General features: G+C 69.7%; 12 protein-coding genes. 3 read left to right on the top strand and 9 right to left on the bottom strand.

What is annotated here, in order from left to right:
* Positions 1 to 39: 39 nt before the first annotated feature.
* From ESP70_RS11440 to glgX, 8 genes are all read right to left on the bottom strand, one after another.
* Entirely contained in the window at positions 40 to 2,436 is a 2,397-nt protein-coding gene (locus ESP70_RS11440; RefSeq protein ID WP_149689379.1) for a hypothetical protein, read from the bottom strand.
* Positions 2,378 to 5,029: a coiled-coil domain-containing protein gene (locus ESP70_RS11435; RefSeq protein WP_149689378.1), complete on the bottom strand. Its 2,652-nt coding sequence runs from the start codon at positions 5,027 to 5,029 to the stop codon at positions 2,378 to 2,380. Before ESP70_RS11435 ends, ESP70_RS11440 begins: the two co-directional genes overlap by 59 nt.
* A 186-nt stretch (positions 5,030 to 5,215) precedes the next feature.
* Entirely contained in the window at positions 5,216 to 7,147 is a 1,932-nt protein-coding gene (glgB, locus tag ESP70_RS11430; protein WP_149689377.1) for a 1,4-alpha-glucan branching protein GlgB, read from the bottom strand.
* Position 7,148: 1 nt separating this feature from the next.
* Complete coding sequence (locus ESP70_RS11425; RefSeq protein ID WP_188110597.1) at positions 7,149 to 8,558, bottom strand: maltokinase N-terminal cap-like domain-containing protein; 1,410 nt, start codon at positions 8,556 to 8,558, stop codon at positions 7,149 to 7,151.
* On the bottom strand, positions 8,555 to 10,375 hold the full coding sequence (gene treS / locus ESP70_RS11420; RefSeq protein ID WP_149689376.1) for a maltose alpha-D-glucosyltransferase: 1,821 nt from the start codon (positions 10,373 to 10,375) through the stop codon (positions 8,555 to 8,557). Before treS ends, ESP70_RS11425 begins: the two co-directional genes overlap by 4 nt.
* Before the next feature lie 16 nt (positions 10,376 to 10,391).
* The gene (locus ESP70_RS11415) at positions 10,392 to 12,398 is read right to left on the bottom strand and encodes a maltotransferase domain-containing protein (protein ID WP_149689375.1); all 2,007 of its coding nucleotides are present in this window, start codon (positions 12,396 to 12,398) and stop codon (positions 10,392 to 10,394) included.
* A gap of 147 nt (positions 12,399 to 12,545) precedes the next feature.
* Positions 12,546 to 13,028: a VOC family protein gene (locus tag ESP70_RS11410; protein ID WP_149689374.1), complete on the bottom strand. Its 483-nt coding sequence runs from the start codon at positions 13,026 to 13,028 to the stop codon at positions 12,546 to 12,548.
* A 29-nt stretch (positions 13,029 to 13,057) separates the two neighbouring features.
* A complete protein-coding gene (gene glgX, locus ESP70_RS11405; protein ID WP_149689373.1) occupies positions 13,058 to 15,196 on the bottom strand; it encodes a glycogen debranching protein GlgX in 2,139 nt (712 codons plus the stop codon).
* Positions 15,197 to 15,345: 149 nt separating this feature from the next.
* On the opposite strand from glgX, the gene ESP70_RS20125 reads away from it, so the two are divergent.
* Together ESP70_RS20125 and ESP70_RS11400 are read left to right on the top strand one after the other, a co-directional pair.
* Positions 15,346 to 15,507 (top strand): hypothetical protein, encoded by a 162-nt coding sequence (locus ESP70_RS20125; protein WP_188110596.1) that lies wholly within the window; start codon positions 15,346 to 15,348, stop codon positions 15,505 to 15,507.
* A gap of 41 nt (positions 15,508 to 15,548) precedes the next feature.
* Entirely contained in the window at positions 15,549 to 16,181 is a 633-nt protein-coding gene (locus ESP70_RS11400) for a LysE family translocator (RefSeq protein ID WP_149689372.1), read from the top strand.
* 7 nt (positions 16,182 to 16,188) lie between these two features.
* Here ESP70_RS11400 and ESP70_RS11395 read toward each other — a convergent pair whose 3' ends face one another.
* On the bottom strand, positions 16,189 to 16,794 hold the full coding sequence (locus ESP70_RS11395) for a hypothetical protein (protein WP_149689371.1): 606 nt from the start codon (positions 16,792 to 16,794) through the stop codon (positions 16,189 to 16,191).
* Positions 16,795 to 16,843: 49 nt separating this feature from the next.
* Here ESP70_RS11395 and ESP70_RS11390 point away from each other — a divergent pair, with 49 nt between their 5' ends.
* Positions 16,844 to 17,671, top strand: coding sequence for a PhzF family phenazine biosynthesis protein (locus ESP70_RS11390; RefSeq protein ID WP_149689370.1), 828 nt, complete (start codon positions 16,844 to 16,846; stop codon positions 17,669 to 17,671).
* Positions 17,672 to 17,751: the final 80 nt, after the last annotated feature.

Genomic DNA, 17,751 nt, shown 5'->3' with positions numbered 1-17,751 from the left:
GACACGTCACGGGCATGGGTTAGGTCACACCCGCCGCGCTCAGTCGTCGTCGATGCGGGACCGCAGGTAGGACTGCGCGAACATCCCGACGAGCACGTAGATCATCGAACCGCCGCCCCAGGAGACCACGGCCTCCTTCATCTCGGCGTTGGTGCCGGAGAACGAGAAGACGTCCCGCAGTGGCCCCACGAGCGTGTCGCACAGTGACGAAAGCGTGTCGTAGGCACTGTTGCTGTCCGTCGTGCCGAGCGCCGCCATGAAGGCGCCGATCGCCAGGACGAGCGAACAGACCAGGCCCAGGGCCCCGACCGTCACGGCGAGCACCGCGATGACGTTGCGGCCGCCCGAAGCCTTGCTCGGATCGCGTTCGGCCGCCTTCTTGCGGCGGCGCTCCAGGAACGAGACCTTGGGCTCACGGGGCGCCTCGACGACGCGGTCGGCCTTCTTCTCGGCGCGGTGCGCGGCCTTGGCGTCGCGGGCAGCGGCCTTGGACTCCTCGCGCTCGCGGCGGGCGGCCTCCTTGGCCTGCTGGCGCTCGAGGCGCTGGGCCTCGCGGGCCTCAGCGGCCACGCGAGCGGCGATCTGCTTCTCGTCCTCGACGTCGTCGCTGTCGTCGACCTGTTCGTCCGCGTCCACCGGCTCGTCGGTGGACTCGTCGACATCGACCTGTTCGTCGGCGTCCAACGGCTCGTCGGCAGCTTCAGCCTCGACCTGTTCTGGCAGATCTTCGTCCGCCTGCTCAGGCTCCTCGACCGGCGCGGCCTTCTCGGCCTCCTCGCGCTCACGACGCTCAGCGTCCTCACGAGCCAGCTGCTCGGCCTTCTCAGCCTCCTCGCGCTCACGACGCTCAGCGTCCTCACGAGCCAGCTGCTCGGCCTTCTCAGCCTCTTCACGCTCGCGACGCGCAGCTTCCTTGGCTTCCTCGCGCTCGCGGCGTACGGCGTCCTCGGCTTCCTGCCTCTCGCGACGCAGCGCGTCCTTGGCTTCGAGGCGCTCCTGCCGGGCCGACTCCTTGGCATCGACGCGTGCCTGACGGGCGGCTTGCTTCGCTTCGTTGCGTTCGCGGCGCGCGGCGCGCTTGGCTTCCCTGACCTCGGCCCTGGCGTCACCAGCGGCGGCCATCTCGTCGGTGGACGGTTCGGCCTCGACGTCGGGGGCAGTCTGGCCCGGCTCGTCGGGCGCGTCGATGACGGTCTCGACCGACTCGACCTCGATGTCCCGGAGCGCGGCTGCCGGCATCTCGGCCTCGGCGGCCACAGCCGGCTGGGTGATCTCGGGGGCCTCCATCTCAGCGGTACGCGTGTCGACGCGCTCGGCTGCCTTCGCCGCGGCGGCCTCGGCACGCGCCTGGATCTTGGCTGCGGCGGCCCGCTCGCGGTCCTCGTTGCGTTGCTGGCGTGCCGCGTGCTTGGCGTCGAGTCGGGCCTCCTTGGCGCGCTTGCGCTCGAGCTTGGCGTCGACGCGCGCCTGGCGAGAGGCCGACTTGGCCTCGTCACGCTCGCGGCGAGCGGCGAGCTTCGCCTCCTCCGCAGCGGCGTCTGCCTTTTCCTGCTCGACGCGTGCCTGCTCCTCGGCCTCGCGCTTCTCCCGCTCGGCGGCGAGCCTCAGCCGCTCGGCCTCGAGTCGCTTGGTCAGCCCGATGGTCGCCTGGGTGGGAGCGACGGGTTGCGGCTCAGGCTCGACCAGCGGCTCAGCCTCGGTGACGACGGGCTCCGCAACGTCCTGGGACTCATCGGACTCGGCCGCTTCCTGCTCGCGGGCGGCCTCGTCGGCGGCTTCCTGCTCACGAGCAGCCTGATCGGCGGCCTCCTGCTCGCGAGCGGCGGCAGCCTGTCGCTCGGCCTGCTCGCGTTCCTCGCGGGCCCGTTGCTCGGCCTGCTCACGCTCCTCGTGGGCCCGTTGCTCGGCCTGCTCACGCTCCTCGTGGGCCCGTTGCTCGGCCTGCTCACGCTCGGCCTGCTTCGCCTGCTCGCGTTCCTCGCGTTCGCGCTGCTTCGCCTGCTCGCGTTCCTCGCGTTCGCGCTGCTTCGCCTGCTCGCGTTCCTCGTGCTCGCGTTGCTTCGCCTGCTCGCGTTCCTCGCGTGCCTGACGCTTGGCCTCGACCTTGGCCTGAACAGCTTCCTCGTGCTCACGGCGGCGAGCGGCCTTGGCTTCCGCGCGCTCCTCACGCCGGGCAGCCTTGAGCTCGCTCCGGCTGGGAGCAGGCTCGGGCTCCGGAGCAGCGATCTCCCGTGCCGGAGGGTCCTCGATCGGCTCGACCCGGTTGATCGCCTGGGGCAGGTCGAACGTCGCCGAAACCCCGGACGTACCCGAGGTGATCTCGTCAGACGTGTCGTCGTCGACGAGATCAGCGGCGATGGAACCGGCAGTCAGGACCTCACTTGCGTCGGACGACCCTTTTTTTGATCTTGGGGGCGACCTGCCCGGAGTCGTCATTCACCTCCTCGGGCGAATGTTCATCGGTGTCAGCGTCGGGTGCCTCGTCGACGTACTCGTCAACCAGTGGCTCAGGTGCCGTCAGGGGTGTGGATGCCGACGAGTGGTTGGCCATCACGATGTGTTCCTGCGCGACCCGTTCGGCCTCGGCCTCAGCGGCAGCGACCCACTCCAGAGCCGTGCGCTCGGCCTCCTGCAGCTTCTCCTCCGCTGCGGAGCGTGCCGCAGCGACGGCCTGGCTCAGGCGTTCCTGCGCGTCGCGCTTGGACTGGACCGTGACCCGCTCGGCCTCGGCCTGCGCAGCAGCGACACGCTCGCGCGCGTCCTGCTCAGACTTCTCCGCGAGGCGGCGGGCCTCGGCCTGTGCCTGGGCGATCCGTTCGGCGGCATCCTTCTCGGCCTGGGCCACCTTGCGCTCGGCATCGAGGCGAGCCGCCTCGACGTCCTCGGCGAGCTTGCGCTCGGCCTTCTCACGAGCATCGCTGGCCTGCCGAGCGGCCTCGTTGGCCTCGGCAGCGACCCGCTCGGCCTCAGCCTGGGCCGCGCGGATCTTCTCGGCCGCCATGCGCTCTGCCTCGGCGAGCTTCGCCGCGGCCTCAGCGCGTTCTGCCTCGGCCTCCTTGGCCAGCTTGTCGGCCTCTTCGTTGGCGCGCTCGACGAGGGCCTTGGCCTCGTCACGCTCACGGGCGAGCTCGGCAGCGGCTTCGGCGTGGCGCTGTGCGGCCTCGGCGGCCAGGCGATCGGCTTGCACCTTGGCGGCGACGAGCTTCTCCTCGGCGGCACGCTCCGCATCGGACACGCGTACGGCGATGGCGACGCGCTCGGCGGCGGTCTCCTGGGCGTATTTCTCTGCCTCTGCCTTGGCGGCCGCGACGTGCGAGCCTGCGGACTCCTCAGCCTCCCGGACCGTGCGCTCCGCCTCAGCCTTGACCTCGGCCAGACGGGCGTCGGCCTCCTCGCGCTCCTTGGCGAGTTGAGCGAGGGCGGCCTCGCGGTCGGCGGCAGCCTGCTGTGCGACCTTCTCGGCCTCGGCCTGGGCCGCGGCGACGTGGCTGGCGGACGTACGGTCTGCCTCCGCGACGATGCGCTCGGCCTCGGCCTTGACCTCGACGAGGCGGGCGTCGGCGGCCTCGCGCTCCTTGGCGAGCTGCGTCAGGGCAGCCTCACGGTCGGCGGCAGCCTGGGCGGCGACGTTCTCCGCCTCGGCACGAGCGGCCTCGATGCGACGCTGCGCGTCCTGCTCGGCAGCCTGGAGGCGGCGGTTGGCAGCCTCCTCGGCGGCCAGCTCGGACTCGGCGAGGCGCCGCTCGGCGACGCGCTTGGCTTCGGCCTCGGCCTCTTCGGCGAGGCGGAGTGCCTCGGCGTTGGCCTGCTGGATGCGCTGCTGCGCCTGGCGCTCGGCCTCGGCCTTGGCAGCCGCGACCCGCTCGTCGGCGGCCTTCTGGAGCTCGGCGATCTTGGCCGCTGCGGCAGCGCGCTCGCGCTCGATCTCGGCGGTGACGCGGTCGGCCTCCTGCTGGGCGGCGCTGACGCGCTCGGCAGCAGCCTGCTCGGCGGCCTTGAGCTTCTGTGCCGCGATCTCGCGCTGGGCGGCTTCGTCGGACTGCAGTCGTGCGGAGACCTCGGCGCGCTCTCGAGCCGCCTCCTCCATCAGGCGCGCAGCCTCAGCGCGGGCCTGTGCAACCCGCTGCTGTGCAGCGGCGCTGGCCGCAGCAAGCTTCTCCGCGAACGTGGCCTGGGCGGGCGCTGGCGCCGCTTGAGGAGTCTCGACGGCTGCCGGCTCCTCGACGGGCTGGGTCTCTTCGACGGGCGCTGGCTCCTCGACGGGCTGGGTCTCTTCGACGGGCCGGGGCTCCTCGACCGGCGCTGCGGGGGCTTCGTTCTCGATCGTCTCGACGACGGGCTCCTCGACGACCTGGGGCTGCTCGGGCTGTGGGGTCTCGTCGCCCGTAAGCTCTCCTGCCGTCTGCGCTCCACCGAGGCCGGAGAACGGCGAGCCGTGCACGGTGTCGTCGGCGGCGGGCCGCTCAACGGTCGTCTCGGCCGGCGCTTCGACCTGCGCCGGCTCGGCCTGCTCGGCCACGGGCGCTTCCTGGGCAGGGCTCTCGGTCACCGCGTCGAACGCCGCGGTGCGCTCGGTCTCGTTGTCGACCTGGTCGGGAGGCGTCGACACGGCCTGACGTGCGGCGTCGAGCTTCTCGGCGAGAGTCTTCTCCTGCGGAGCCGATTCAGCCTGCGGTTCGTCGCGGCGTACGGCATGACGCTTGGAGGCTGCGAACGCCTTGGCAGCAGCACGCTCGGCCTTGCGCTTGTCGGCCGCGGCCTGACGCGCAGCACGTGCGGCTGCCCTGCGGGCACGCGGGCTGTCATCGTCGTCGCCCTCGGACGTCGTGTTCTCGTCGATGCTGGCGGCGGCCTGCGACAGAACGTCGTCGGGGCTGGTTCGGTGAGCTGAGTCGTCCTTGCTCGCACCGGAGTCCCGGCGCGGCGCGGGAGTGTTCTCCGCGTCCTCGTCCGCGAGCATGTCGGCCGCGACCTGCAACGGGTCGGCGCGCCGACGCTCGACCGGCTGGTTGGACTCTGAGTCGGTCATGACTCCCTTTCATCTACACCGCTGGGTGGCACTTCGTGCTCAGTATGCCCCATGCGTACCGTGTGTCACATTGCTTCCGGCGACGCGGCGAGACGCGTCGGACTTGCCGAATTCGCGCCTCGATCGAGTCACTGCAGGATCAACGACCAGCACCGGTCGAAAGTCATGTGCTGGCGGCTGATCGTGTCAGGCCGGGGCGAGCCAGAGCACGCCGGCAGGCGGCAGCTGGAGCAGCGCGGAGGCGGGTTGGCCGTGCCAGGGCTCGGCGATCGCCTCGACCGTACCGAGATTGCCGACGCCCGAACCGCCGTAGACCTCACTGTCGGTGTTGATGACCTCGCGCCACGTGCCGGCCGAGGGCAGCCCGACTCGATAGTCGTGGTGCGGCGAGCCGGAGAAGTTGGCGACACAAGCGAGCGTCGAGCCGTCCGAGCCGATCCGCAGGAAGCAGATGACGTTGCCGGCGACGTCGCTGGCGTCGATCCACTGGAAGCCCTCGGGGCGACAGTCGGCCGAGTAGAGCGCCGGCGCGCCCTTGTAATAGGTGTTGAGGTCGCTGACCAGGTGCAGGATGCCGGAGTGCAGCGGCTGGTCCAGCTCGTGCCACTCCAGCGAGCGGGACTCGGCCCACTCCCCCTCCTGGCCGAACTCACCGCCCATGAACAGCATCTGCTTGCCCGGGTGCGCCCACATGAAGGCCAGCAGCGAACGTACGCCGGCGGCCTTGTTCCAGTCGTCGCCGGGCATGCGCTGCCACAGCGATCCCTTGCCGTGGACGACCTCGTCGTGCGACAGCGGCAGGATGAAGTTCTCGGTCCAGGCGTAGTCGATCGCGAACGTCATCTCGCCGTGGTGGTACGACCGGTGGATCGGCTCGTGGCCGAGGTAGTCGAGCGTGTCGTGCATCCAACCCATGTTCCACTTGAAGCCGAAGCCGAGACCGCCGCTGTCGGTGGGACTGCTGACGCCCGGCCACGCGGTCGACTCCTCGGCGACCATGACCACGCCGGGGTGGTGCTTGTAGACCGTCGCGTTGAGCTCCTGCAGCAGCTGGACCGCCTCGAGGTTCTCGCGGCCGCCGTGCTGGTTGGCGACCCACTGACCGTCCTTGCGGGAGTAGTCGAGGTAGAGCATCGATGCGACGGCATCGACGCGCAAGCCGTCGAGGTGGAACTCCTCGAGCCAGAACAGTGCGTTGGCGACCAGGAAGTTGCGGACCTCGGGCCGGCCGAAGTCGAACACGTACGTGCCCCAGTCCGGCTGCTCGCCGCGGCGCGGATCCGGGTGCTCATAGAGAGGTGTGCCGTCGAAGCGTGCCAGCGCCCACTCGTCGCGGGGGAAGTGCGCCGGGACCCAGTCGACGATGACGCCGAAACCGCGCTGGTGCATCTCGTCGACGAACCAGCGGAAGTCGTCGGGCGAGCCGAAGCGCGAGGTCGGTGCGTAGTAGGAGGTGACCTGGTAGCCCCACGAGCCGCCGAAAGGGTGCTCGGCGACGGGCATGAGCTGGACGTGGGTGAACCCGGTCTCGGTGAGGTAATCGGCCAGCTCGTCGGCGAGCTCGCGATAGCTGAGCCCGGGTCGCCATGAGCCGAGGTGCACCTCGTAGATGCTCATCGGCGCCTCGAGCCATGACGTGGAGTTGCGCTTGGCGACCCACGAGTCGTCCGTCCAGGTGTGCTGCGGAGTCGTCACGACCGACGCCGTGGCGGGTGGCACCTCGGCGCGGAATGCCATGGGGTCGGCCTTCTCGTGCCACTGACCGTCAGGGCCGAGGATGCGGAACTTGTAGTGCGTGCCGATGCCGATGCCGGGGACGAACAGGTCCCACACGCCGGCATCGCCGAGCGAGCGCATCGAGTGGTTGCCGCTGTCCCAGAAGTTGAAGTCACCCGCGAGCTGCACGGCCTGTGCGTTGGGCGCCCAGACGGCGAACGAGGTGCCTTCGACCGGCCCCTCGGCGCCCACGTACGTACGCACGTGGGCGCCGAGCACCTCCCACAGGCGCTCGTGCCGGCCCTCGCTGATGAGGTGCAGGTCGAGCTCGCCCACAGCTGCGGGCCAGTCGTGTGTCTGTGCGTCATCATTCCCGTTGTTCGCTCGCTGGCGCTCGCTCATCTCACTCACCTTCGGTCATGATCCGGTCGATTGACGCCAGCGGCACGGTGAGCCAGTCTGGCCGGTTGGCGTGCTCGTAGGAGACCTCGTAGACCGCCTTGTCGAGCTCGAGGGCTCGCAGCAGGTCCGCGCTGTCGCGCGGGTCGTGCTCGGCGACGTGGGCATAGCCGTCGCAGAACGCGGCACGGTTGCGCCGCGCCCACTGCATGGCGCGGGCGGTGCGTTCGGCGTCCTCGGGCTGGCCGACCAGCAGCTGCTGGGCGGCGTAGTCGAACGAGCGCAGCATGCCGGCGACATCGCGCAGCGGCGATCGCAGCGCGGAGCGTTCGGCGAGCGTCGCGGCCGGCTCACCCTCGAAGTCGAGCAACAGCCAGCCGTTGATCGTCCGCAGGACCTGTCCGAGGTGCAGATCGCCGTGGACGTACTGCATCGACACTGGGTCCTGGAGCGCCGCGACCTTGCCGAACGCCTCGCGGAGCCCGGGGCCGTGGTCGGCCAGCGCCGGCAGCTCGGCGGTGACCCGGTCGAGCCGTTCCGTCATGGCGGCGACCGTGCGTTCGAGCTCGGCGGAATCGGCGAGCTCGGTGCCGAGCGCCGTCGCGAGGTCGGCGTGCACCGTGGCAACGGCCTTGCCGAGCCGGTATGCCTCGCCGGCGAAGTCGCCGCCGAGCTCCTCCGGCGGCAGCCCTGACGGATCGGCCATGAAGTCGCGGACGCTCGTGGTGGCCATGACCCAGCCGTCGGCGGCGTCGGGCATGAAGCGCTGCAGCATCCCGATCGTCAGCTCCTCCCCGTGGAGCTCACCCGAGATCGAGCCGAGCGGGTCGGCGATGTGCTGGCAGTCCACGTCGCGGAGCGCGCGGTGCAACATGAGGTCCTTGTTGAGCCCGGGCGTGAGCTTGCGGAACAGCTTGAGGATGTACTGGTTGCCGTAGACCAGCGAGGTGTTGCTCTGCTCGGACGTGATGGGGTGCGCACGGAGCCCCGCGGTCAGCTCGACGTCGGGCTCGCGCTCGAACCGCAGCTCGTCGACCGGCTCACCGGCGATGATCAGCTCGAGCAGGCAGGCCGTGAGATCAGCATCGCCGCTGGCCTCGTAGCAGGTCAGCCCGTTCTCGAGCCCGATCGATGCCGAGGCCGCAACGTCGGGCACCTGGCTCTGCCGACTGCCGATCAGGAGCTGGTAGGGCTCGGTGCGATCACCCTGCTCGACCTCGACGATGAGGTGGATGAGCAACGGGTCGCCGTCGAGCAGCGTCGTCCACGACACCGGGCGTACGGCCGTGATCTCGCGATCCTTGCCGCCGAACCAGCGCTGGGTCGGCAGCCACTCGGGCAGCGCGGCGGCGAGGTGCTCGACGAGCTCGTCGCGTGACGTCACCGCTTCGTTGGCCTCAACGGGTCCACTCATGCCTGGCTCCTCCTCTCGCCCTCGTCGCCGAGCTCGGACAGCTGGAACCAGTAGAAGCCGTGGCCCGGCAGGGTCAGCAGATAGGGCAGCTCGCCGATGCGCGGGAAGCGCACGCTGCCGGTCAGCTCGACCGGCGTGTAGGTCAGGTGCTCGGACAGATCCAGCTCGACGGGCTGCGGGAACCTCGAGAGGTTGTTGACGCAGAGGACCACGTCCTTCTCGCCGTCGGGCCGTTCCCAGACCCGCTTGTAGGCCAGCACGCTCGGGTTCGAGCCGCCGAGGTCGACGAACTCCCCCTCGGCGAACGCGTTGTGCTGCTTGCGCACCTCGATCATGCGGCGGGTCCAGTTGAGCAGCGACATCGCGTTGCTCTGCTGCGCCTCGACGTTGATCGCCTCGTAGCCGTAGGTCGGGTCCATGATCGGCGGGAGGTAGATGCGGCCGGGATCCGACCTGGAGAAGCCGGCGTTGCGGTCGGGCGACCACTGCATCGGCGTACGTACGGCATCTCGGTCGCCGAGCCAGATGTTGTCGCCCATCCCGATCTCATCGCCGTAGTAGAGGACGGGCGATCCCGGCAGGCTGAGCAGCATCGCGGTGAACAGCTCGAGCTGGTTGCGGTCGTTGTCGAGCAGGGGCGCGAGCCTCCGGCGGATGCCGATGTTGGCCTTCATGCGCGGATCGCTGGCGTACTCGCGATACATGTAGTCGCGCTCGTCGTCGGTCACCATCTCGAGCGTCAGCTCGTCGTGGTTGCGCAGGAAGATGCCCCACTGGGTGCCCGACGGGATCTCCGGCGTCTGGGCCAGGATCTCCGAGATCGGGAACCGCGACTCCCGGCGTACGGCCATGAAGATGCGCGGCATGAGCGGGAAGTGGAACGCCATGTGGCACTCGTCGCCGCCGACCTTGGGATCGCCGAAGTACTCGACCACGTCGGACGGCCACTGGTTGGCCTCGGCGAGCAGGATGCGGCCGGGATACTCCCGGTCGACGGTCTCGCGGCACTTGCGAAGGTATTCGTGCGTACGCGGGAGGTTCTCGCAGTTGGTGCCCTCCTCCTCGAACAGGTAGGGCACGGCGTCGAGCCGGAAGCCGTCGATGCCGAGGTCGAGCCAGAAGCGCAGGACGTCGAGCATCGCCTCCTGGACCTCTTCGTTCTCGAAGTTGAGGTCGGGCTGGTGGCTGAAGAAGCGGTGCCAGTAGAACTGGCCGCGCACGGGGTCGTAGGTCCAGTTGGACGTCTCGGTGTCGACGAAGATGATGCGCGCGTCGGCGTAGCGCTGGTCGTCGTCGCCCCACACGTAGTAGTCGCCGTAGGGCCCGTCGGGATCGTTGCGGGACTGCTGGAACCACGGGTGCGCGTCGGAGGTGTGGTTGAGGACGAGGTCGGTGATGACGCGGATGTCGCGCTTGTGCGCCTCCTCAAGGAGGTGGACGAAGTCCTCGACCGTGCCGAACTCGGGCAGCACGGCGCGAAAGTCGCTGATGTCGTAGCCGCCGTCGCGCAGCGGCGAGGCGTAGAACGGTGGCAGCCACAGGCAGTCGACGCCGAGCCACTGGAGGTAGTCGAGCTTGTCGGCGAGTCCTCGCAGGTCGCCGGTGCCGTCGCCGTTGGAGTCGGAGAACGCGCGGACGAGCACCTCGTAGAACACGGCACGCTTGAACCACTCGGGGTCGCTCGTGGCCTGTTCGGCGTGGCCGAAGTCGTCGGCCTGCGGCTCGACGAGCGTGCCGTCCTCGGCGATCGCCTCTCCGGTGTGCGGCGTCTCCTCCAACCCCACAAGGCCGGCGTCGGGGGCGGTGTCCTGCGGCATGCGCGTCACTCCTTGGTCAGGCATTCAGGGTCGTGTCGTCGGCGTCGGCGTCCGTACGCCTGGTCAGGGTCACGATGTGGGCGACGGCTCGCAACGGGTCGAGGCGTACGTAGTTGGACTCGCCCCAGTCGTAGGTCTCCCCGGTGACCTCGTCGTGCGCGATCAGCCGGTCGCCGGGGGCGAAGCCGAGCGCGGGGAGGTCGAGCCACATCGTGCCCTCGCGAGACTCGTGCGGGTCGAGGGAGACCACGACCAGGACCGTGTCGCCGGTGGCCGGGTCCTGCTTGGAGTAGACCATCAGCGCGTCGTGGTCGATGTGATGGAAGTGGAGCGTGCGCATCTGCTGCAGGGCTGGGTGCGCACGGCGGATCTCGTTGAGCCGGGTCAGCCACGGCTGCAGGGACTCGCCGTCCGCGAGCGCCTTGTCGAAGTCGCGGGGGCGCAGCTCGTACTTCTCGGAGTCGAGATACTCCTCGCTGCCGGGCTTGACCGCCTTGTGCTCGTAGAGCTCGAAGCCGGAGTAGACGCCCCACGTCGGCGCGAGCGTCGCGGCGAGGGCGGCCCGGATCGCGAACATGCTCGGGCCGCCGATCTGCAGGTGCTCGGGCAGGATGTCGGGGGTGTTGACGAACAGGTTGGGCCGGCCGATGTCCCACTGGTCGCGGTGATCCTCGGCGAACTCGGTCAGCTCCTGCTTGGTCGTGCGCCAGGTGAAGTAGGTGTAGCTCTGCGTGAAGCCGAGCCTGGCCAGCCCCCACAGCCGCGCCGGGCGGGTGAACGCCTCGGCGAGGAACAGCACGTCAGGGTGCTCGGCCTTGACCTGCGCGATGAGCCACGCCCAGAAGTCCGGCGGCTTGGTGTGGGGGTTGTCGACGCGGAAGATGCGGATGCCGCGCTCGACCCAGTGCAGCGTCACACGCAGCATCTCGGCATAGATCGCGTCGCGATCGTTGTCGAAGTTGAGGGGGTAGATGTCCTGGTACTTCTTCGGCGGGTTCTCGGCGTACGCGATCGTGCCGTCGGGCAGCGTCGTGAAGAACTCGGGGTGCTTCTTGACCCAGGGATGATCGGGTGCGACCTGCAGTGCGAGGTCGAGGGCGACCTCCATGCCGAGGTCGTTGGCGCGCTGCACGAACGCGGCGAAGTCCTTGTCGCTGCCGAGCTCGGGATGGATCGCGTCGTGGCCGCCCTCCTTGGCGCCGATGGCCCACGGCGAGCCGGGATCGGTCTTGCCCGGCGTCAGGGAGTTGTTGGGACCCTTGCGGTTGACCCGGCCGATCGGGTGGATCGGCGGCAGGTAGACGACGTCGAAGCCCATGTCGGCGACGCGGTCGAGCTCTTTGGCGGCAGTGGCGAACGTGCCGTGGACCGGCCGGCCCTTCTTGTCGGTGCCGCCGGTCGAGCGGGGGAAGAACTCGTACCAGGAGCCGTACGCAGCGCGCTGACGGTCGACCCAGATTGTGCGGACCGGGCCCTTCGTGACGACCTGGCGCACGGGGAAGTCGTGCATGATCCCGCGGATGTCGGCTGACAGCGCCGGGCCCGTCCGAGCGCCCAGCGGCAGCTTGTCGGCGCGCAGAGCGGTCGCGGCGCCCTCGAGCGCCGGGCGGTGTGCCTTGCGCTCCTTGCGGCCGGCCACCTCGTCGAGCAGGCGGGCGGCCAGCTCGAGGTCGTTGGCGAGCTCGGCCGCGGTCTGGCCGGCGGCGAGCTTCACCTCGATCGCGTGGAGCACCGTCGCCCACGGATCGCCCCAAGCGTCGACGCGGAACGTCCAGAGGCCGGTGGCGTCGGGGACGATCGTGGCGGTGAAGAGGTCGGTGTCCTTGCCCGTCTCGTGCATGCGGGTCTCGCGCTCGCGGCGCTCCCCCGGGCCGCGCCAGACGACGGTCGCGCCGACGGCGTCGTGGCCCTCGCGCCACACGGTGGCGGTGACCGGCACGTGCTCGCCGGCCACGGCCTTGGAGGGATGGGTGCCGTCTCCGGACACAGGTCTGACATCGTCAATTCCGAGTCGACCCGTCATGCAGTGCTCCCTCGTACGTCGAGTGCGGTGCAGTCCCCTTCGAACCTACTGGGTGGACCTACCCAAGCGCATTCCGGCGAAACGGGGCCCTGCCCTCACGGCCCCTGAGGAGGCCGCCCGCGGCCGAAGCCTCGAAACCAGTCCTGCTCAGTCGCTGTGGCGGTCGGCGTCGGTGCCGAAGCCTTCGAGCTTCGTACGCTCCTCCAGCGTCATGAGCTCCTGGAACAGCGTGATGTGCAGGCCCGCCGGCGCGTCGAGCCGCGAGTTGAGCGACTGCCACGGGGTCTCGGTCGGCGGGGCGACGAGTGAGGCACCAGCGTCGACCAGCTTCTGCGTACGCTCCTCCGCGTCCGGCACCTCGAACGCGACCCGCAGCCGCGGCGTCGTCGGGTGTCCGACCTCGACCTCGTCGATCATCCGCCGCTGCGCCGGGTTGGCGATCTCGAGCGTCGCGTAGCCCGCGTGGAGGATCGTCACCTTGGCGCCCTCACCTTCAGCCTCGAACGCCTCTTGCTCCTTGAGGCCCAGCACGTCGCGATAGAACTGCACGGCCTGCTCGTAGTCATCCGCCTCCACGACGAGTCGCAGCTGGACGATGGGGCCGGTCTCAGAAGATGTCTGCTCAGTCATGGCAAGACGCTACGACGTCAGACTGGTCGTCAACTAGCGTTGAGCTCGCGGGGTGCTTTCAGGAGCAGCAGGGAGCGGCTGGGCAGGGTCAGCGAGCTGCCGGCCGACAGCGGCTCGGTCGACGCCGGTCCACCGTCAGCCGCAGTGGTGTCGAGCGTTGGCTCGAACGTCTCGCCGAACTCCACGCCGGGCAGCACGACGTCGATCGGGTCGGCGCCCGCGTGCATCAGCAGCAGCCAGGAATGATCCGCGAGCAGCTCGCCTTCGCGCGTACGGGACTGGCTGTTGGAGCCGTCGATCCACATGCCGAGGGTGTGCCGGTCGTCGTCCTCCCAGTCGGCCTCCTCGAGCTCGCGGCCGTCGGGGCGAAGCCAGATGAGGTCGGGGCGACCGGTCGGCGTGGTGCGACCGTCGAAGAACTCCGGCTGCCGCAGCGCAGGGCTGTTGGCGCGCAGGTGCACGACGCGGCGGGCGAACGCCAGCATCGACTCCGCCTCGTCGGTCTCCGTCCAGTCGACCCACGAGGTCGGGTCGTCGAGGCAGTACGCGTTGTTGTTGCCGCCCTGGGTGCGCCAGCGCTCGTCGCCGGCGACGAACATCGGCGTGCCGGTCGACAGCATCAGGGTCGCGAACAGGTTGCGGGCCTGCTGCTGGCGCAGCGCGCGGATCGCGGGGTCGTCGGTCTCGCCCTCGACGCCGTGGTTCCACGAGCGGTTGTCGTTGGTGCCGTCGCGGTTGTCCTCGCCGTTGGCCTCGTTGTGCTTGCCGTCGTACGAGACCAGGTCGCGGAGCGTGAAGCCGTCGTGCGCGTTGATGAAGTTGATCGACTGCCACGGCCGGCGCAGGGTGTGGTCGTAGAGGTCGGAGGAGCCGGTGAGGCGGTAGGCCAGGTCATCGACTCCCCCGGCGGCGCCGCGCCAGAAGTCGCGGACCGTGTCGCGGTAGATGCCGTTCCACTCGGCCCACTGGGCGCCGAAGTCGCCGACTTTGTAGCCCTCGCCGGTGGCGTCCCACGGCTCGGCGATCAGCTTGCAGCGCGACAGGATTGGGTCGGAGGCGATCGCCGTGAGCAGCGTCGAGTCGCGGTCGAACTTGCCGCCGTTGGGACGGCCCAGCGTGCTCGCGAGGTCGAAGCGGAACCCGTCGACGCCGAGGTCGGTCGCCCAGTAGCGCAGCGAGTCGGTGACCATACGGACCACCGTCGGCGAGCTGGACTCGAGCGTGTTGCCACACCCGGTGATGTCGGCCATGTGGCCGTCCTCGTCGTGCAGGTAGTAGGCCGGCGCCTCGTAGCCGCGGAAGCTCAGCGTCGGCCCGTCGGGCCCGCCCTCGCACGTGTGGTTGTAGACGACGTCGACGATGACCTCGATGTTGGCGGCATGCAGCGCGGCCACCATGGTGCGGAACTCCTCGACCTCACGGCCCGGCTCACTCGCATAGCCCGCGTGCGGGGCGAAGAACCCGAGCGGCGAGTAGCCCCAGTAGTTGTGCCGTCCTGCGCGTACGAGCGACGGCTCGTCGCAGAACGTCTGCACCGGCAGCAGCTCGACGCTCGTGACGCCGAGGCGTACGAGGTGCTCGATCGCGGCGGGGTGCGCGAGGCCGAGATAGGTCCCGCGCAGCGGCTCGGGCACGCCGGGGTGCTGCTGCGTGAAGCCCTTGACGTGGACCTCGTAGATCACGGTCTCCTCGAACGGGATCTCGGGCTTGACCCCGGTGTCGGGTCCGCCGGGGCTCGTCACGACGCTCAGCGGCACCGAGCCGAGTGAGTCGACCGTCGAGGGCTCGACGCCTTCGGGGTCGTCGGCATAGCCCAGCGCGGCGTCCAGGTCGGTCAGGGTGCCGCTGATGCGCCGGGCGTACGGGTCGACGAGGAGCTTGTGGGGGTTGCAGCGCAGGCCGGTCTTGGGCTCGTACGGGCCATGGATGCGGAAGCCGTACTTCTGCCCGGGTGTCACGCCCGGCACCAGCCCGTGCCAGACGCCGAACGTCCGCTCCGTCAGCTCGATGCGACGCTCGTTGAGGTCGTCGTCGATGAGGCACAGCTCGACCCGTTCGGCGACGCTGCTGGCGACCGCGAAGCGTACGCCGCCGGCCTCCGGGTGCGCCCCGAGCGGGAAGGGGCGTCCGGCGAGGACCTGGGTGTCCGGTGTCGGGTGCGTGGCCATGCTGCCCAGTCTTTCAGGTGCTGCCGTGCTGATTCACCACAGCCGACGTGACGATGTGCACGTCACAGTGAAAAGACGAGGTGTCTGGGGTTTCGGCCGGCGCTGTCGGGTTACTCGTACGCCATGACTCCCCACGAGGACGGCACCCGATGACCGCGAGCTTGGGCGCCTCAGTGCTGGTGATCCTGCTGTTCTTCGCCGGACTGGCGGTGATGCTGACGCTCGCGGTCCACATGGAGTCGACGCTGGAACACCCACGCGGTCGCCACCGCGTACGGGTGCCGGTGCGCGAGCGCGACCGTCACCACTGAATTCGTAGCCGCAGCGCGCCCTCGGCCCCTACGATCTCCTCATGCTGTCCATGGAGTCCGCGCTGACGTTCGCGGTCGCGTCGTTCCTGCTCATCGTGATCCCCGGCCCGAGCGTGCTGTTCGTCGTCGGGCGTTCACTCACGCTTGGTCGCAGAGGCGGACTGCTGAGCGTCACCGGCAACGAGCTCGGCGGCCTCGTGCCGATCACCGCCGTTGCGCTCGGCATCGGTGCGCTCGTGTCGGACTCGATCATCGCGTTCACGGTCGTCAAGATCGCCGGCGGCGCATACGTCATCTACCTGGGCATTCAGGCGATCCGGCATCGCCGTACGCCGATCGACCAGCCGACGGACGCGCCCAAGTCGGGCGGACGTCTGCTGTGGCAGGGCTTCGTGGTCGGTGCGACGAACCCCAAGACGATCGTGTTCTTCGTGGCGGTGCTCCCCCAGTTCGTCGACCACGACCGCGGCGGCATCCCCGGGCAGATCCTGGTCCTCGGGCTGATCTTCACCGTCATCGCGTTCGCGTGCGACTCCATCTGGGCCGTCGCCGCGGGAACGGCACGCGCGTGGTTCGCCCGGTCGCCGCGTCGTATGTCGCAGATGAACGCGACCGGCGGCACCATGATGATCGGCCTCGGCGGCGGCCTCCTGCTCGCCGGCAACAAGGCTTGACGCCGCTTCACGCCAACGCGTAGGCCAGCACACCCGCAACGACCAGCAGCCCGAGCACCGGCAGGATCAGCCGGTAGAGCCATACGAGGCCGCGACCACCCTGCGTGCCGAGCACCGGCGCATCCTGGGCGTTGACCACGAGGCGCTGCTGCTCGGCGACGAAGTCGATGTAGGCGATGCCCCACGCGACAGTCCGGCTGTAGGTGGCGACGAACAGGCGTACCGGGTCGACCAGCATCGGGAACGTCATCATGCCGAACCGCTTGCGAGGCTTGGCGAGCGCGCTGATCCGCGCCGGTTCGTTGGCATCCCCGCAGACGATGACCGGGATCACCGCGACACTGTTCTGGAACCCGACCGGCCACCCGCCCTTGACCCGCTTCGCCCACTGCGCGGCGAGATCCGTGATCGCCGCCAGATCCTGTCCGGACGCATGGTCGACCGCGAAGAACACCACGAACGTGTGGAGACGGGTCAGGAACCACGTGAGGCGGAAGTCGGATCGTCGCACCGCCCTCGCGCCTGGCAGCACCGACTGGTCGACCTCGACCGCCTTGTAGCCGGCGGCGTGCAGTCGCGCCAGTGCTGCATCAGTCCATGCGTCCGAAGTCACGACGAACACTCTGGCAGTCTGCTGGACCCGACGTGACAGATTTGAGGACATGCATCCGTTCAGCCAGATCGACGTGTTCACCTCTACCCTCACCGAGGGCAATCCGCTCGCCGTCGTCCATGACGCCGACGACCTGACGGACGAGCAGATGGCGGCGTTCGCGCGGTGGACCAACCTCGCCGAGACGACGTACCTGCTGCGCCCGACGGCGGATGCCGACTACCGCGTACGCATCTTCAACACGCAACGCGAGCTGCCGTTCGCCGGTCACCCGACGCTCGGCTCGGCGCGGGCGTGGCTCGAGGCCGGGGGTACGCCCCGCACCGCGGGCGAGATCGTCCAGGAGTGCGGCGCCGGCCTGATCCGCATCCGCCAAGACGGCGCCCGCCTGGCGTTCGCCGCTCCCCCGCTCGTACGCGATGGCGCTGTCGACGAGGCGGACCTCAAGCACGTGCTCGACGGACTTGGCGTCGACCCCGCCCACGTCGTCGATGCCAAGTGGGCCGACAACGGGCCCGGCTGGGTCGCCGTGCTGCTCGACAGCGCCGAGACGGTGCTGGCCCTCAAGCCGGACCAAGCCCTGTTCGGCGAGAACAACCGCGTCGGCGTCGTCGGCCCGCACCCCGAGGGCTCCGAGACGGCCTTCGAGATCCGCGCCTTCACCTCAAGTCCCGGCGGCGAGGACCCCGTCACCGGAAGCCTCAACGCCTCGATCGCCCAGTGGCTCATCGGCACCGGCCGCGCACCCTCGTCCTACGTCGCCGCGCAGGGCACCGTCATCCGCCGCCGCGGCCGGATCCACGTCGATCAGGTCGGCGACGACATCTGGATCGGCGGCGAGACGGTGGTTGGCGTCAGCGGGACGGTGGGGTTGTAGCTGCGTCCGGCCATCGACGTCTGCCGTCCTGGACGCCGAAGGCCGTGCTGACCTCATCGGCGAGGCGATCGGCGCGTCAC

Source organism: Aeromicrobium ginsengisoli (genome assembly GCF_004134905.2).
Lineage (GTDB): Bacteria > Actinomycetota > Actinomycetes > Propionibacteriales > Nocardioidaceae > Aeromicrobium > Aeromicrobium ginsengisoli.
The sequence above is the reverse complement of the archived record's forward strand: the minus strand, read 5'-3'. Positions and strand labels throughout refer to the sequence as shown.

Coding starts and splice junctions, on each gene's coding strand:
- ESP70_RS11440 (WP_149689379.1), bottom strand. CDS start 2,436: ATGACGACTCCGGGCAGGTCGCCCCCAAGATCAAAAAAAGGGTCGTCC.
- ESP70_RS11435 (WP_149689378.1), bottom strand. CDS start 5,029: ATGACCGACTCAGAGTCCAACCAGCCGGTCGAGCGTCGGCGCGCCGAC.
- glgB (WP_149689377.1), bottom strand. CDS start 7,147: ATGAGCGAGCGCCAGCGAGCGAACAACGGGAATGATGACGCACAGACA.
- ESP70_RS11425 (WP_188110597.1), bottom strand. CDS start 8,558: ATGAGTGGACCCGTTGAGGCCAACGAAGCGGTGACGTCACGCGACGAG.
- treS (WP_149689376.1), bottom strand. CDS start 10,375: ATGCCGCAGGACACCGCCCCCGACGCCGGCCTTGTGGGGTTGGAGGAG.
- ESP70_RS11415 (WP_149689375.1), bottom strand. CDS start 12,398: ATGACGGGTCGACTCGGAATTGACGATGTCAGACCTGTGTCCGGAGAC.
- ESP70_RS11410 (WP_149689374.1), bottom strand. CDS start 13,028: ATGACTGAGCAGACATCTTCTGAGACCGGCCCCATCGTCCAGCTGCGA.
- glgX (WP_149689373.1), bottom strand. CDS start 15,196: ATGGCCACGCACCCGACACCGGACACCCAGGTCCTCGCCGGACGCCCC.
- ESP70_RS20125 (WP_188110596.1), top strand. CDS start 15,346: ATGACCGCGAGCTTGGGCGCCTCAGTGCTGGTGATCCTGCTGTTCTTC.
- ESP70_RS11400 (WP_149689372.1), top strand. CDS start 15,549: ATGCTGTCCATGGAGTCCGCGCTGACGTTCGCGGTCGCGTCGTTCCTG.
- ESP70_RS11390 (WP_149689370.1), top strand. CDS start 16,844: ATGCATCCGTTCAGCCAGATCGACGTGTTCACCTCTACCCTCACCGAG.